We start from the raw sequence: 15,815 nt of genomic DNA on the forward strand, positions 1-15,815 counted from the left end.
TGCCTCCTCTGCGAACCAGGTCGCGTCCAGCGCAACTGTCAGGCAAGAAGGTGCACCCCGGGGATTGGGGAAAATCCCGCCGGGAGGCGGCATACCGGCCGCAAACCAAGCGCCGGTGCGGCCCGGCGGGGGTTCTGGAATTTCAGGTGTAAACCGCTGGTTAGCACCGCGCGGGTGCAGGGAGTTCCCGGCCGGCGCGCGCTGCGGTAGCGGCTGCCTTCAGTCGAGTCGGCGCAGCGGACTGTCAGGCAGGTTGGACAGATAGTGGACTTCACGACGCAGCAGAGTGGCGAACTGCGCCGCCACCGGCGTCATCGGCGAATCGGCGCGGTAGATCAGGCTGACGGTGTGGCTGGGCAGCTTGTCCTCGATGGGCAACGGCACCAGGCCATTGGCGGCCAGCCGGCCGGCCACCATCTGGCGCGGCAGCATGCACAGCAGGTGGCGGTCCTGCATCAGGTGCTCGATCATGCCGATGGTGTCGCAGCGCACCGCCACGCGCGGCAACGGCAGATCGCGTTCACGGAAGGCATCGAGGATGGCGGCGCCCGGACCATGCATGCGCTGGCCGGTCAGGATCCAGTCCGAGCCGATCAGCTCGCGCAGGCTGCGGGCGTTGCGCAGCGGATGCTCGCGGTGCGCCATCACCACCGAGTCATTGTTGTAGAGCGGCTCGCAGGTGAATTCGCGCTCGATGCCCTCGTTCGGGACCGGACTCACCGCCATGTCCATCACGCCCGAGCGCAGCTCGTCCAGGTGGGTGGGGTAGCCCCAGCTGTCAATGCACACCAGCACGTCTGGATGCTGCACGCGAAAGCGCTTGACCACGGGAGGCAGCACCACATGCGCCGGGCCGCGGGTGGTGCCGACGCGCACCACGCCGTTGCGCGCGCCCAGCATCTGCGCCATTTCCTCGCTGGCCTTGCGGGCCTCGGTGGCGATCAGCCGCGCGCGCCGCAGGAAGGCTTCGCCGAAGCGCGACAGCACCACGCCGCGGGTGGTGCGGGTCAGCAGTGGCACATGCAGTTCCTCTTCCAGCTGGCGGATGCTCTTGGTCAGTGCCGGTGCCGACACATCGCGCGCACGGGCCCCGGCGCGGATGCTGCCGTGCTCGGCCACGGCGATGAAGTCCTGGACTTGGCTCAGACGCATGGATTTGGCTCCACTCAAACGACGCACTGGGCGCACAGCATAGCGGCATTCCGGCGGGTTCGGGATAACCCCAGGGTGCTAACCATTAGTTTGCACCGAAGCAGTTTTGGCATCTGCCATGATGCGCGGTGCTAACGCATGATCGCTCCACATCGTCGCAAACCGCCGGCCGCGCCGGCATCTTCGAGGAGTGGCATCGCATGACGAACCGGCAAGACCTGCCGCTGGCAGGCATACGCGTGGCGGAGTTCGGGCAGTTCATCGCGGCGCCGGGCGCGGCCATGATGCTGGCCGACCTGGGCGCCGACGTGGTCAAGGTGGAGGCCTTGCGCGGCGACAGCGCGCGGCGCTTTGACGGCACCAGCCCGCAGAGCCCGATGTACCTGGCCTACAACCGCGGCAAGCGCGGCATCGCGCTGGACCTGCGCACGCCCGGCGGGCTGGACGCCGCACGGCGGCTGGCGCTGGCCAGCGACGTGGTGCTGCACAACACCCGCGCCGGCGTGATGGAAGCGCTGGGGCTGGACGCCGCCACGCTGCGCGCGGCGCGTCCTGACCTGATCCACGCCTCCATTAGCGGCTTCGGCACGCGCGGGCCGTCGCGCACGCGGCCCGGGCTGGATATTGCCGCGCAGGCCGAGAGCGGCATGATGTCCGTCACCGGCGAGGCCGGCGGGCAGCCGCTGAAGGCCGGCTTCGCGCTGATCGACGCGGCCACCGCGCTGGCGACCGGCAACGCCATCCTGGCGGCGCTGTTCCGGCGCGAGCGCACCGGCGCCGGGGAGACTATCGAGACCTCGCTGTTGTCGGTCGGTGTACAGATGCAGGCCCAGCTGTGGGCCGAATACCAGTGCTCCGGCGCGCTGCCGGTGCGCAGCGGCAACAGCCAGCCCAAGGCCGCGCCGGCCGCGGATGTGATCGCGGTCGCGGACGGGCATATCGTGCTGTCGGCCTATCTCGACGAACACTGGACGCGCCTGTGCGAGGCCATCGGCCAGCCGGCGCTGGCGCAGGACGCGCGCTTTGCCTGCAACGCTCTGCGCGTGCAGAACCGCCTGGCGCTGCTGGCCATCCTGCACGACGCCATGCGCCACCTGAGCGGCGACGCCGCCCGTGCGCTGCTGGAGCGCCACCAGGTGGTGGTGGGCGTGGTGCGTGACTATCACCAGGTCAAAGCGAGTGCCGACGTGCGCGCCAGCGGCATCCTGCGGCAAGTCGATGATGGCGAGGGCGGCCAGCTGGACCTGCCCGGGCTGCCGTTCACCATGGCTAGCCTGCCGGCAGGGGCCACGCCCGCGGTGCCGCGGCTCGGCCAGCATACGGCCGAGGTGCTGGCCGAGCTCGGCTACAACGCGGCGGAGATCGACGCCATGGCCCGCGCCGGTGCGATCGGCGTGGAACAAGCCCAGCAGGAGCCCGCATGAACACCCCCCAATCCCCCGTACTGCTGCAGCGCCATGCCGGCTGGGCCGAGGTGGTGCTGAACCGCCCGGCCCGTCGCAATGCCGTCGACATGTCGCTGGCACGCGCGCTGGGCGATGCCATCGAGACCCTGGCCGCCGACGACAGCGTGCGCGCCGTGCTGCTGCGCGGCGCCGACGGCGCCTTCTGTTCCGGCCTGGACCTGCAGGCACTGCAGGCGGAGCCCGGCGGGCTGGCCGCGTTTGCGCCGGTCTGGGAGCGCGTCCATCTGGGCCTGCTGCAAAGCCGCAAGGCATGGATCGTGGCGCTGGAGCGCCATGCCATCAACGGCGGCGCGGCGCTGGCGCTGGCCGGCGACCTGCTGGTGTGCGGCGCTGGGGCCTTCCTGCAAATCGGCGAGATCCGCCTGGGCATGGCCGCGCCGCGCAATGCCGACTGGCTGGCGCTACGCCATTCCGAGGCCGTGGCCGCGCGCCTGTGCTTGCTTGGCGACCGCGTGCCAGCGCCGGAGCTGCTGCGCCTGGGTATTGCCACCGAACTGGTCCAAGACGCCGAGGTACTGGACCGCGCGCGCGGCCTGGCCGCCACCATCGGCGGCTTTCCGGCCGAAGGCGTGGCCGCGATTAAGGGCGGCATGCGCGCCGCGACGATGCGCATGGCATCTGCCGCGCGCGACAAGAATTCCTGAGGACCGATATTTCCATGACAGATTCCATCAACACTGACGACGACGCGTCGCTGCAGGATTTCCGCCGCGAGGTGCGCGAGTTCGTCGCCCGGTCGCTGCCCCATGCCGTGCGCGAGAAAGTCCGCCTCGGACTGGAAGTCAGCAAGCAAGAGCTGGTCGACTGGCAGCACCGGCTCGCCGAACGCGGCTGGCTGGCGCCGCACTGGCCGCCTGAATGGCAGGGCTGCAACTGGAGCGCCGAGCGCCGCGCCGCATTCCAGGAAGAACTGGTGCTGGCGCACGCGCCCGAGAGCGGCGGCATCACCTTCGAGATGATCGGCCCGATCCTGATCCGCTACGGCACGCCGGCGCAGCAGCAGTACTTCCTGCCGCGCATCCTGAACCAGGAGCACTGGTGGTGCCAGGGCTATTCCGAACCGAACTCCGGTTCCGACCTGGCTTCGCTGAAGACGCGTGCGTTGCGCAGGACGCGGCCCGACGGCACCGAGGTCTACGTGGTCAGCGGCAGCAAGATCTGGACGTCCTACGCGCAGTACGCGGACTGGATCTTCTGCCTGGTGCGCACCGATACCGAGGCGCACGCGCAGCAGGGCATCAGCTTCCTGCTGATCGATATGCGCAGCCCCGGCGTCAGCGTGCGGCCGCTGGTGGGCATCCATGGCTGGCACCTGTTCAACCAGGTGTTCCTCGACGAGGTGGAAGTGCCGGTGGAGAACCTGGTCGGCGAAGAGAACGCTGGCTGGACCATCGCCAAGTCCCTGCTCGAGCATGAGCGGCTGAACCTGGCACGCGTGGCGGAGAACCGCCGCCGCCTGGCCAAGGTGCGCGCCATCGGCGAGGAGCTGGAGGAGGGCGGCCAGCCGCTGTCGCAGCGCCCGTGGTTTGCACGCCGGATGCGCGCGCTGGAGGTGCGGCTCGAAGCGCTGGCGGCAACCGTGCTGCGTTTTCGCAAGCGGGCGCGCGCCGGGGAAACGCTGGGGCCGGAGACCGGCATGCTCAAGCTGCTGGGCAGCCGGCTGATCCAGGATATCGAGAACCTGGCGGTCGATGCGCTGGGTCCGGACACGCTGGCCTATGACCGCGCCGCGCACTTCGAGCCCGCCGTGCCGCAAGCGGGCCAGTCGGCATACGCCGCGGCGGCATCGGCGCGCCGCTTCGTCACCCGCGGCTACACCATCGCCGGCGGCTCCAGCGAGATCCAGCACGAACTGCTGGCCAAGCAGGTGCTGGGCCTGTAGTGGCCCCAATCGTGCCCGCAACCCAGGACAAGGAACTGAACACATGAGCGATTCAACGGACGATCGCCGCCTGCTGCAGGAAAGCGTGCGGCGCTATGTCGAGCGCGGCTACGGCTTCGAGCAGCGCCGCGCGGCGCTGGCCGAGCCCGAAGGCTTCTCGCGCAAGCACTGGCAGGCGTTTGCCGAAATGGGCTGGCTGGCCGTGGGCCTGCCCGAAGCCTGCGGCGGCCTGGGCGATGCCGCGGACCAGGCCCTGCTGGCCGAGGAACTGGGCCGCGCCCAGCCTGCCGAGCCCTGGCTGGCCAATGCCGCGCTGTGCGCGCCGCTGCTGGCCGCCTGCGGCGATCCCGCCCACGCCGCCATCGCGGCGGCGATGGCCGAGGGTGGCGCCATGCTGGCGCTGGCCGCATGGGAAACGCAGGGACGCTATGACGCCTTCGATGTCAGCACCACCGCGCAACAGCATGAGCCGGGTCAATGGACGCTGGACGGCCGCAAGACCCTGGTGCTGGGCGGCGCCGCCGCCGCCGTGCTGCTGGTGCTGGCGCGCACCGGCGGCCAGCGCCGCGACCGCAGCGGCCTGACGCTGTTCGCGGTGCCGGCCGACACGCGCGGCATCAGCATCGATGCGCTGCCGACCTACGACGGCCGCCAGACCGCCAGCGTAACGCTGCGCCGCGCGACCGTGCCGGACAGCGCGCGCATCGGCCCGATGGACGGCGCCTGGCCGCTGGTGGAAGGCGCCATCGACCAGGCCACCGTGATGGCCTGCGCCGAAGCCGTGGGCACCATGTCGCGCGCGTTCGACCTGACCCGCGACTACCTGGTGACGCGCGAGCAGTTCGGTCGCCCCCTGACGGCCAACCAGGTGATCCGGCATCGGCTGGTAGACCTCTATGTCAGCGTCGAACAGGCGCGCGCCATCACCGAGCTGGCGGCCAACGCCCTGCATGGCGATGCAGTGGCGCGCATGCGCGCGGTATCGCATGCCAAGGCCTTTGTTTCGGACGCCGGGCGCGCGCTCGGCGAAGACGTGGTGCAGCTGCACGGTGCGGTGGGCATGACCGACGAGATGGAAATCGGCCACTGCTACAAGCGCCTGGCCGCCCACGCCAACCTGTTCGGCGATGCCGACTGGCACTACGAACGGCTGGCGGCACTTGATCACGCGGCGCAGGCGCAAGCCTGAGCCGGTTCAGCCACGGCGCCCGGGCCGCTGCCCGGTGCGCCCACCCATGACACGCCGGCAACGTACCGGCATGCGCGGCCAATGCGCCGCAACGGAGACAGCAATATGAGCAGCCAGCACACTGGCGCCCGCAGGGCTTGTGCCACGCGCACAGCGACCCTGGCCGCGGCGCTGGCCCTGGCGGGTGCGGTCAGCGCGCACGCCGAGGCCCCATACCCCAGCAAGCCCATCCGCATGGTGCTGCCCTCGGGCGCAGGCACCGTCACCGACCAGACTGCACGGCTGGTGGCCGAGCGCCTGACCGCCGCGCTCAAGCAGCCGGTGGTGGTCGACAACCGCCCCGGCGCCAACGGCATCATCGCCAACGAGACCGTGGCGCGCGCCGCGCCCGACGGCTACACGCTGCTGTTCACCTACGCCGCGACCATGACGGTGAACCCGTGGACCACGCCGTCGCTGCCCTATGACCCGATCAAGGACTTCACCCCCATCGCGCGCCCCAGCCAGCCCGGCGGCAACCTGCTGGCGGTCAGCGCCACTGTACCGGTGCACAATCTGCAGGAGCTGGTTGCCTACGCCAGGGCCAGCAAGACGGAACTGGCGTACTGCTCATGGGGCGTGGGCTCGGGCGGCCACCTGGCCATGGAATACCTGAATGCCAAGACCGGCATCCACCTGCGCCATATCCCCTACAAGACCGCCACCCAGTGCAGCAACGACCTGGCCGCGGGCCACGTCACCATTGGCATCACCGACGCCATCTCGTCTGTCCCGCACCTGAAGTCCGGCCGCATCCGGGGCATTGCGGTCTCCGGTCCGGAGCGTCTGCTGACGGCGCCGGACGTGCCGACTATGTCGCAGCAGGGCGTGCCCTTCCAGCAAGCCAGCTGGGTCGCGATCTTCGGCCCCAGGGGCCTGCCCGCGCTGATCGTCAACCGGCTGAACGCCGAGGTGAACCGCATCCTGCAGACACCGGGCGACCGCGAGAAGTTCACCGCCATGAACCTGCAGCCGGCCGCGCCGTCGAGCCCGGCCGACCTGGGCAAGCTGGTCAGCGCCGACCTGGCCGCGTGGGGCGAGGTAGTGAAGGTGGCGGGGCTGCAGGCGAAGTAAGGCTGGACCACAACAACAAGAACGGGAGACAGGCAGCGTGAAGGTAAGACAGTGGATGGTGATGGGCGCGGCGCTGGCCGCGGGCAATGCCGTGGCCGGCACGATGCAGCTGTTCGGCGTGGTCGATGCATCGATCGAATACGCCGGGGGTTCGGAAAGCGTGGTGCGCATGCGCGAAGGCCAGCAGGCCGCGTCGCGCTGGGGCATCCGCGGCATCGAGGACCTGGGCGGCGGGCTCAAGGCCAACTTCCTGGTCGAGTCGGGCTTCAATATCGACAACGGCACGGAGTTCTTCGGCAACAACCGGCTGTTCGGGCGACAGGCCTATCTGGGCCTGTCGGGCAACTGGGGTGAGTTCCGGCTGGGGCGGCAGTACACGCCGTCGTTCTATGCGCTGCTGCGGCTGGATCCGTTCCTGCTCAATGGCGCGGTGTCGCCATTCAACCTGCTGAGCGCGACCGCATCGCAGGGCACCGGGCACGTGGCCTACGGCGCCCGTTTCGACAACGCGGTGCAGTATTTCTCGCCTAATTGGGGCGGCTTTTCCTTTGGCGCCGCGGTGGCGCCCGGCGAGGTGCCGGGGTCGGCGCGCTCAGGGCTGAACTTCGGCATGAATGCGACCTACGAGGCCGGCAACGTCTACGCGTTCTACTCCTACCAGGGGATGTATTCAGGCGCCAACGTGCCGGTGGAGCCGACGCTGACTTCCAACCATTTCGTCGGCGGCTCCTATCGCTTCAAGCCGGTCGAGATCGGCCTGCTGTACAGCGCCGCCAGCAGCGAGCGGCCCGAGACCCGCTCAGCACGCCACTACGGCGTGACCTTCAGTTGGAACGTGACGCAACGCGACACCTTCAAGGCCGCCGCACTCAAGCGCCAGATCCTGGGCGGCGGCCAGCGGCCGCTGGCGGTGACGCTGGGGTGGGACCATGACCTGAGCAAGCGCACCACGGCCTATGTGCGGGCGGTGCTGGTGCATAACAGCCCCGGCGGCAGCGTGAGCAACAACAGCATCGTGATTGATCCGGGTAGCGGGGATGATGCGAAGTCGGTGAGCGTGGGGTTGCGGCATCGGTTTTGAAAACGCCAAGCCGCCCACGCTACTGAGAGATCGGGATCAGGCTGGCACCTCTCGCAGGCGCTCCCCTTTCCCGCGAGCGGGCAAGGGAAGCAAACCGGCAAGCGTGCCGAAGGCATCGGCGAAGCCAGCCTTACTTCAACTGCTGCGCAAATTCATCCAGCTGCGTAATGCAGATGCCCCAGCCCTCATAAAACCCCAGCTCCTCATGCTGCTTGCGCGTGGCCTCATCCGGATGCATCACGCGTGCAATGTAGCGGGTGCCGTCACCCTCGTCAGCCATGGTGATGACCGCGGTCATCGACAGCCACGGCTTGTTGGGCCGATAGCCTGCCACCAGGGCCGAGGTGGAGACGATCTTCTCCATCGGCACGATTTCGAGGAAGCATCCCGGGTTGTCGCTGACGCCGCCGTCCGGGCCTTTCATGAGCGTATGGAAGGCACCGCCGGGGCGCATGTCGAAGGCCAGGACCTCGGTGGTCCAGGGTTTGGGGCACCACCACTCCTTGAGCAGCTTGGGATCGCTCCATGCACGCCAGACCTTGGCACGCGGGGCCTTGAGCAGGCGCGAGATGACTAGGTCCTGGCTTTCAGGGCTGGCGGCGTTTTCATTCGGCATCTGACTGTTCCTCCTGATGAAGGGCTTCGACAAAGGCGGCCAGGCGGTCGGTACGGGCCTCCCACATGGCGCGCTGGTCGGCCAGCCATTGCTGCGCGTCTGACAGCGGTTGCGGTACCAGTTCGCATGTGCGCACGCGCCCCGTCTTGCGCGAGCGGATCAGGCCGCTGCGCTCCAGCACCTGCAGGTGCTTCATGAACGAGGGCAGTGCCATCGTGAACGGTGCCGCCAGTGCCGAGACCGTTTCCGGCCCGCGGCCGAGCACGCTGACGACGGCACGGCGGGTCGGGTCCGCCAGCGCGTAGAACACGTCGGAAAGCGGGGAAATATCGACAGCCTGGGACACGTCAGCAAACTCGGCACAATGGTTAGCCATGTGGCTAAGTATAAGGAAGCAACGGGAAACTGCAAGCGAAAAATGCAAGGCGCCCCGGCGATTAGCCGGGGCGCCTTGCGACGGGGAAGCGGGGGAGACTATTGCTGCCGCACGTACGCCGCCAACGCCTTGACTTCGTCCGCCTTCAACCCGGCAAACGGGGGCATCGGCACCGAACCCCATTTGCCGGTGCTGCCGCCGCGGATGCTGGCTTCCAGCCTGGCCTGTGCCTGCGCATCGTCCTTATAGCGGGTGGCGACTTCGTGATAAGCCGGGCCGACAACCTTCTGCGTCACGCTGTGGCAGCTCAGGCAGGCGTTCTTCGCCAGCAGGCCCTGCACGTCCACCGCGGCGGCAGGCGCTGAGGCGGCCGCGGGTGCGGCCGGCGCGGGCTTGCCCGCCTTCTGCGCGATCGCCACGATCTCCGGATCCTTGATCTTGGCGGAGCCGTAGGCCACCGCGAGATAGGCGCCGAGCTGCTCGACCTCGCCATCGTCGATCGGCGCACCGTAGGCCTGCTGCATTTTCTTCATCTCGCCGGTCCACTGCGTCAGGCTCAGGCCGGGCGGCTGGTAGGCGACGTAGTCGGCCGAATGGCAGATCGCGCATTTCTGCATGGCGATGCCGTAGCCGGGCAGCTTCGCGGGTTTGAGCTTAACGTTCTCCGCCGGCAGCTTGATGTCCTGGGGTGCCGCGGACGCGCTACCCGCGCCCAGCAGGGCGAGCGCGAGCAGCATGGGGGTGATGGATCGATGCATGGCGCGCTCCTCAGGCAATGGTGACCGGCGTGGATTCAATGACGTTGCGGCGATAGCCGGCCGGGTTCCAGTTGGCCTTGGCAGGCTGCACCTCGCCCTGGACGCTGGTGGCGCGCACCATCAAGACCGCTGGGCCCTTGCGCGCGAACTTCACCGGCAGTTGCCAGGGGCGGAACGAGAAGCGGCCCAGGTCCTGGCCCAGCGTGGCGGCCTGCCAGCTTTGCCCGCCGTCGACCGAGACTTCGACGCCGCGGATGCCGGAGCCGCCATCGAAGGCAATGCCTTTCAGCTCCACCATGCGACCGGCGGGCAGCACGCCGCCGGCGCCCACGCTGGTGATGAAGCTGCGCACCGCGAGCGTCGAGATCGGTCGCGTCTTGCTGGCGGGGGTGCCCGGCGCCACGCATTGGCAGTCGTTATCCGGTACGCGATAGCCCTTGGTCATGAAGAACGCATCATGGCCTTCGAACGGGCGGTCCAGCACCTCGATCTCGGACAGGTGCTTGATCCAGTAGGTGCCGAAGTAGCCCGGCACCACCAGCTTGATGGGATAGCCGTTGAGCAGCGGCAGGTCTTCGCCGTTCATGCCCCAGGCCAGCATCGGCTCGCCGTTCATCGCATGGGCGATATCGAGCGACTTGCGGAAGTCGGGCGTGCTCGGCAGCACCGGCGTATCCAGCCCGTTGAAGGTGACCACCTTGGCGCCGGCCTTGACGCCCGCGTGCTCCAGCACTTTGCGCAGCGGCACACCGGTCCAGCGCGCATTGCCCATTGCACCGTTGGCAAGTTGGGCACCGAACACGCGCGGCTCGGAGAAGCCGCGGCTGTTGCCTGAACACTGGTTCACGGCGACGATGTCCACCGGATCGGCCAGCCTCTTCAGTTCATCGAGCGACAGCTTCAGCGGCTTGTTGACGTGCCCGCCAACCGTCAGGCGGAAGGTGGCAAGGTCTACCGACAGCGGAATGTTGGCCAGGTGGTAGCGCACGAAGAAGGCGTCGTTGGCGGTGATCGGCCCCTCGTTGAACGCGGAGAAGGGCGTCTCAAGGTGCGGCGGCCGGGTGCTGACGCGCACCAGCGGGCGCTTGCCCGGATAGCGCACCAGCGGGCGGGGGCCGTCGGCCAGGGTGACGCCGTCGCTGATGCGCGCGGCCAGTGCGCCGAGCGGGGAGGCGCTGAGAGCGAGCAGGCCCGCCCCCTGGACGATGCGGCGCCGGGCCGGCACCGGCTGGGCGGGGTCGGCAGATTCCGCCGGACTGTTCTTGTCTCGCATGGGGGCGTCTCCTTCAGGGGCGTGTTGTGTCGCGCAAGGCGCTATGGCGGGTACTTTGGGGCCCAGGCATCAACTTGTGAAACGCGTTTTGCTGCTAGCACTTATCGATCTGATCGATATAGGGGAAGACCACAGGCGCTCCGCCGAGAAACCGCTTGCATCGCGAATTCTGTTTCCCTACACTTACCAAAACGTTTTTGTTAGCGGAAATCGATAATATCCGAGGCGAATTGCGCACAGACGCAGCAGGTGGCTTGCGGGCCACCGGGACAACGCCCACACACCAAACGAGGAGCAAAGCATGTCCCACCCCGCCCCCGCGCCGGTGGATGAACGGCTGCCATGGCGGCGCCTGTTTGTCTTCGGGCTTCAACACGTACTGGTCATGGCCGCGTCGCCGATCGCGTCCGTCTTCCTGATGAGCAAGGCGCTGAACTTCCCGCCCGCGCTGGCGGTGCAGCTGCTGAGCGCCACCTTTGTGATCTGCGGCATCGGCACGCTGTTGCAGTCGCTGGGCAAGCGGGGCATCGGTGCTCGGCTGCCGTTCGTGATGCTGCCCGGCGGCGCCCCGATCGTGCTGTTTATCCTGATCGCACAGCAGACCGACGTGCAGACCGCTGCCGGCGCGGTGATCCTGACCGGCGTCTTCTACTTCTGCGTGCTGCCGGTATTCCGGCGCTGCCTGCGCTATTTCCCGCCGGTGGTGGTGGGGACGATGCTGCTGCTGGTGGCGATCAACCTGGCGCAGGTATCCGGCAAGCTGGTTGCCGGCCACCCGGCCGCGGGCAGCACGGTGGATCCGCTCAACCTGCTGCTGGCGTTCGCCACCATTGCCTGCACCGTGGCGGCATCGCGCCTGCTGTCGGGCATGCTGGCACAGCTGGCGATCCTGCTGGGGCTGCTGGGCGGTGCGCTGGTGGCCGGGCTGGCCGGTGCGTTCCAGCCTGGCTATGTGTCGATGTCGCCGGTGTTCGCGTTGCCCACGCCGTTCCCGTTCGGGTGGCCGCATTTCGATGTGGTGGCCGCGATCCCGCTGATGGTGTTCGCCGTGATCTCGATGGTAGAGGCCACCGGCCAGACGCTGGCGATCAGCGATGCCGTGGGCAGGCCGGTTGACCAGCAGCGCGACGTGCCGCGCACCATCCGCGCCGATGCGTTGACTTCGTTGCTGGGCGGGATGTTCGGCACCTCGCTGATCATCACCAGCGGCGAGAACATCGGCATCGTGCGTGCCACCGGCGTGCGCTCGCGCTTTGTCACGGCGATGTCGGGCGCGATCCTGGTGGCGTTCGGGCTGCTGGTGCCGGTGTCGTCGCTGATCAGCGCGATCCCCGAGGCCGTGGTCGGCGGCACCGGGCTGGTGGTGTTCTGCATCGTCGGCACCATGGGCATCGACATCCTGCGCAAGGTGGACCTGCGCGACCACGCCAATATGTACGTGGTGGCCGTGGCGCTGGCCGTGGGCCTGCTGCCGATCCTGGTGCCCGGCATCTATGGCGGCCTGCCGGCCAACGTGCGCATCCTGGTGGGCAATGGCGTGGCCATGGGGGCCATGACCGCGGCGCTGCTCAACTTCTTGTTCTTCCATACGGGCCTGCGGGCCGCGGCAGCGGGCCCGGTGGCCCGCGACGATGCCGCTGCCACGCATTGACCCCGCTTCCTGAATTGCAATGACTGATCGTTCTGACTCGACCCCGGCCTGGCCCGGCGATACCAACCCGGCCCTGGTGCCGGACAGTTTCAGGCAACCGCGCATCCTGCTGCCGGAATGGACCCTGCTGCGCCAGGGCGCGGTACGCGGCCACGCGGTGGTGGTGGAGGGTGGCCGCTTCACGGCAGTGGGCACGGCCGGGGAAGTCGCTGCGCGCTTCCCCGAGTTGGAGACCCTGCCGCTGCCGCGCATGCTGCTGATGCCCGGCATGATCGACACGCATCACCACTTGACGCAGTCGTTCGGCAAGTCGCTGGTGTTCGGCGAGCCGTCGGAGATCTTCCGCCGCGTGTGGGTGCCGCTGGAGGGCAGCCTGAAGGCGGAGCACCTGTACCTGTCGTCCAAGCTGGCGGCGCTGGAAGCGCTGCGCGGCGGCTTCACCACCGTGGTCGATGCCGGCACGCGCAGCGACGCCGGGCTGGACGCGGTTGCGCGCGCGATCACCGATGCCGGCGTGCGCTGCGTGCTGGGCCTGATCTGCAACGACAAGCCTGGCGCCGAAACGCTCGACGCCGCGCCGATCCTGCGCCGCGCCGCCGCTCACCTGGACAAGTACGCCAGCGATCCGCTGGTGGCCCCGTCGCTGGCGATCTCGATTCCCGAGGTGGCCTCTGACGCGATGCTGCACCACGTCTACCAGTTGTGCGCCGAATCCGGCCGCATCTTCCAGACGCACGCCAACGAGCACCTGGTGGCGGTGGAGCGCTCGCTCAATGCCTGCGGGCGCCGTCCGATCGAACATCTCGCGGCAGTCGGCGCACTGGGCCAGGCGGCGCTGCTGGCGCATGCCACGCTGGTGACGCCGCATGAGATCCGCTTGCTGGCCGACACCGGCACCGCGGTGGCCTACAACCCCGTGGCCAGCGCCTGGAAGGGCAACGCCGTGGCGCCGGCTGAAACCATGGCCACCTTCGGCGTGCGCCTGGGTCTGGGCACCGATGGCACCCGCAGCGACGGCTTCCGCCTGCTGGACTATGCCGAGGCCGCCCAGCGCTTCGCCTTCGGCATCGGCGTGGGCGATTCCTCCTGCGGCGCGGGCTGGCGCTGGGTCGACATGGCCACGCATGACGCGGCCGATGTGGCGGGCCTGGGTGCGCTCACCGGCGAGATCGCCGCGGGCAAGCGCGCCGACTTCCTGCTGGTCGACCTGGACGTGCCGGAGCTGACGCCGTCCTGGGACCTGACCTGGGAACTGGTGCGCCTGGCCAACCGCGACCAGATCCGCGCGGTCTTTGTCGATGGCAGCCTGCGCCTGTGGCAGGGCTGGCCCACGGACTGGGACGCTCGCGCGCTGATGCGGGCGATCCACGCCATGGCCGAGGACACCATCGCCAATGCCCCGATCCGCAAGCTGCACGACGCCGCGGACGTGCACCGCGCGCGCCAGGCCGGCATGGAGGCATCCTGACCATGGACATGACGTTGTTCAGCGTCGGCGTGGCGGTCTTTACCGGCGCGCTGGTCCAGGGTGCGACCGGCATGGGCTTCGCGCTGATCGTGGTGCCGGTACTGGCGCTGGCCGCGCCGGCAATGCTGCCAGGCGCGCTGCTGCTGGCGATGCTGCCGCTCAACGCCTACGTGGCATGGCGCGAACGCCATGCCATCGACCTGCGCGGCGCAGGGTGGATCAGCGCCGGGCGGCTGGCCGGCACCTTCGGCGGGCTGTGGGTGCTGGTGGCGATGCCGATGGCATGGCTCAACGCGCTGGTCGGCGGCAGCACCATTGCCGCAGCGGTGGTGTCATTGCTGGCGCCGGCCTTTACGCCGGGGCGGCTGACCTTTGCCTCGACCGGCCTGATCACCGGCGTGACCGAGACCGCAACCGGTGTCGGCGGCCCGCCGCTGGCGCTGGCCTACCAGCATGCGCCGGTCGCGACGCTGCGTGCCACCGTGGCGCTGTGCTTCCTGGTCGGTGAATCGATCTCGCTGGTGGTGCTGGCGCTGAGCGACCGGCTCGGTATGGAGCAGGTGCTCTATGCCATCGGGCTGCTGCCGGTGCTGATCGTCGGCATGGTGGCCAGCCACCTGGTGCACAAGCGCATCAACCAGCGCATGCTGCGCATCGGCGTGCTGGTGTTTGCGCTGGTCTCCGGTGCGGTGGTGCTGCTGCGCGGTTAGACGCCTGGCGTGGACGATGCCCGCACCACCAGTTCGGGCGCGGGCCCGGTGATCACGTCGCGGCTACGGTCGCCGGACAGGTGCGCGAACAGCAGTTCCACCGCCAGCGATGCCACGCGCTCCAGATGCAGGTTGACCGCGGTGATCGGCGGCTGTGCGCTGCGGGCGCGGATGCCGTCATAGCGCGTCACCACCAGCACATCGTCGGGCACGCGCTTGCCCAGCCCTTGCAGGTGGGCCATGGCGCCCACCGCAAACGCATCCACCGGCGCGCACAGCGCATCGAGCGCCGGCATCTGCGCCAGCAACTGCGCGCAGGCCTCGGCGCCCGCGGCTTCGCCGTGTTCCTCGGCTGCCTTGACGATATGGCAGGGCAAGCCCATTGCCTGCGTGAACTCGCGGTAAGCGCGTTCGGTTTCCACATACGACTGCCGCGGCGCCGCGCCGATCATCAGGCCGATATGCCGGCGCCCGTGTCCGTGCAAATGCGCCAGCAGCAGCCGGGCGGTGTCGGCCGATTGCAGGTCGACGCAAGGCACCGGCGTGTCGGTCAGCGGCTCGCGCCCGATCGACACGATGCTGACGCCGCGCTCACGCAGGCGCGCGATATGCGGGTCGCCCGCGATCGGCTCGATCACGATCGCGCCGTCGATATCCAATGTATCGAGCAGGCCCCCGGCGCCTTCCAGCGGCGGCACCAGCACCACGCCCAGGCCGCGCCCCATTGCCGCTTCGGCGGCGATCGCCGCCACTTCCATCATGAAGCCGAGCCGCGACGTGCCGCCCGCCACCGCGAACGGCATCGACGACAACAGCGCGATGCAGTTGGCGCGGCCCGACTGCAGCCGCTGCGCGCGCACGCTGGGCCGGTAGCCCAGTTCGGCGGCAACGCGCTTGACGCGCGCACGCGTGGCCGGGTCCAGCACGCCGCGGTCGTTCAGCGCGTGCGACACCGTGGTCAGCGACACGCCGGCGGCGCGGGCGACGTCGTGGATGGTGATGCGGCGAGGGCGGTCTGGCGTGGATTCGGTCATGCGGGACACGGGCGATGGTTCAGGGCGGAGCATACAACAGCGCGCG

Annotated in this window: 15 protein-coding genes; 9 read left to right on the plus strand and 6 right to left on the minus strand. The window is 69.0% G+C overall.

The window, feature by feature from the left end; translation table 11 throughout:
- Nucleotides 1-219 precede the first annotated feature (219 nt).
- Complete coding sequence (locus tag KB879_RS09010; RefSeq protein WP_013952490.1) at nt 220-1,152, minus strand: LysR family transcriptional regulator; 933 nt, start codon at nt 1,150-1,152, stop codon at nt 220-222.
- Nucleotides 1,153-1,352: 200 nt separating this feature from the next.
- Here KB879_RS09010 and KB879_RS09015 point away from each other — a divergent pair, with 200 nt between their 5' ends.
- The 6 genes from KB879_RS09015 to KB879_RS09040 all read left to right on the plus strand — a co-directional run bounded on the left by KB879_RS09015 (nt 1,353) and on the right by KB879_RS09040 (nt 7,883).
- Complete coding sequence (locus KB879_RS09015) at nt 1,353-2,576, plus strand: CaiB/BaiF CoA-transferase family protein (protein ID WP_153955072.1); 1,224 nt, start codon at nt 1,353-1,355, stop codon at nt 2,574-2,576.
- The gene (locus KB879_RS09020) at nt 2,573-3,262 is read left to right on the plus strand and encodes an enoyl-CoA hydratase/isomerase family protein (protein WP_211981036.1); all 690 of its coding nucleotides are present in this window, start codon (nt 2,573-2,575) and stop codon (nt 3,260-3,262) included. The genes KB879_RS09015 and KB879_RS09020 overlap by 4 nt, the downstream gene beginning before the upstream one ends.
- A gap of 14 nt (nt 3,263-3,276) precedes the next feature.
- Complete coding sequence (locus tag KB879_RS09025; RefSeq protein WP_013952493.1) at nt 3,277-4,500, plus strand: acyl-CoA dehydrogenase family protein; 1,224 nt, start codon at nt 3,277-3,279, stop codon at nt 4,498-4,500.
- Between the two features lie 43 nt (nt 4,501-4,543).
- Nucleotides 4,544-5,689 carry an acyl-CoA dehydrogenase family protein gene (locus tag KB879_RS09030; protein WP_211981037.1) on the plus strand — a complete coding sequence of 382 codons (1,146 nt, stop codon included), beginning with the start codon at nt 4,544-4,546 and terminating at the stop codon, nt 5,687-5,689.
- Between the two features lie 105 nt (nt 5,690-5,794).
- A complete protein-coding gene (locus KB879_RS09035; RefSeq protein ID WP_211981038.1) occupies nt 5,795-6,802 on the plus strand; it encodes a tripartite tricarboxylate transporter substrate binding protein in 1,008 nt (335 codons plus the stop codon).
- Between the two features lie 55 nt (nt 6,803-6,857).
- Nucleotides 6,858-7,883: a porin gene (locus KB879_RS09040; RefSeq protein WP_153955082.1), complete on the plus strand. Its 1,026-nt coding sequence runs from the start codon at nt 6,858-6,860 to the stop codon at nt 7,881-7,883.
- A gap of 130 nt (nt 7,884-8,013) precedes the next feature.
- On the opposite strand, the gene KB879_RS09045 is transcribed toward KB879_RS09040, so the two are convergent.
- The 4 genes from KB879_RS09045 to KB879_RS09060 form a co-directional block, all read right to left on the minus strand.
- Nucleotides 8,014-8,499 (minus strand): SRPBCC family protein, encoded by a 486-nt coding sequence (locus KB879_RS09045; protein WP_010813386.1) that lies wholly within the window; start codon nt 8,497-8,499, stop codon nt 8,014-8,016.
- Nucleotides 8,489-8,875 carry a helix-turn-helix transcriptional regulator gene (locus KB879_RS09050; protein WP_211981039.1) on the minus strand — a complete coding sequence of 129 codons (387 nt, stop codon included), beginning with the start codon at nt 8,873-8,875 and terminating at the stop codon, nt 8,489-8,491. Before KB879_RS09050 ends, KB879_RS09045 begins: the two co-directional genes overlap by 11 nt.
- 98 nt (nt 8,876-8,973) lie before the next feature.
- Nucleotides 8,974-9,633 (minus strand): c-type cytochrome, encoded by a 660-nt coding sequence (locus KB879_RS09055; RefSeq protein ID WP_013952498.1) that lies wholly within the window; start codon nt 9,631-9,633, stop codon nt 8,974-8,976.
- 10 nt (nt 9,634-9,643) lie between these two features.
- A complete protein-coding gene (locus KB879_RS09060) occupies nt 9,644-10,906 on the minus strand; it encodes a molybdopterin-dependent oxidoreductase (protein ID WP_013952499.1) in 1,263 nt (420 codons plus the stop codon).
- 301 nt (nt 10,907-11,207) lie between these two features.
- On the opposite strand from KB879_RS09060, the gene KB879_RS09065 reads away from it, so the two are divergent.
- From KB879_RS09065 to KB879_RS09075, 3 genes are read left to right on the plus strand one after another with little or no spacing between them, the layout of a single operon-like run.
- Nucleotides 11,208-12,557 carry a uracil-xanthine permease family protein gene (locus KB879_RS09065; protein WP_211981040.1) on the plus strand — a complete coding sequence of 450 codons (1,350 nt, stop codon included), beginning with the start codon at nt 11,208-11,210 and terminating at the stop codon, nt 12,555-12,557.
- A gap of 19 nt (nt 12,558-12,576) precedes the next feature.
- Nucleotides 12,577-14,025, plus strand: coding sequence for an amidohydrolase family protein (locus KB879_RS09070; protein ID WP_013952501.1), 1,449 nt, complete (start codon nt 12,577-12,579; stop codon nt 14,023-14,025).
- 2 nt (nt 14,026-14,027) lie between these two features.
- On the plus strand, nt 14,028-14,735 hold the full coding sequence (locus KB879_RS09075) for a sulfite exporter TauE/SafE family protein (RefSeq protein ID WP_013952502.1): 708 nt from the start codon (nt 14,028-14,030) through the stop codon (nt 14,733-14,735).
- Here the strand turns inward: KB879_RS09075 and KB879_RS09080 are convergent.
- Nucleotides 14,732-15,769, minus strand: coding sequence for a LacI family DNA-binding transcriptional regulator (locus KB879_RS09080; protein WP_211981041.1), 1,038 nt, complete (start codon nt 15,767-15,769; stop codon nt 14,732-14,734). The genes KB879_RS09075 and KB879_RS09080 overlap by 4 nt on opposite strands.
- Nucleotides 15,770-15,815: the final 46 nt, after the last annotated feature.

The organism is Cupriavidus sp. KK10, from assembly GCF_018223725.1.
GTDB lineage: Bacteria > Pseudomonadota > Gammaproteobacteria > Burkholderiales > Burkholderiaceae > Cupriavidus > Cupriavidus necator.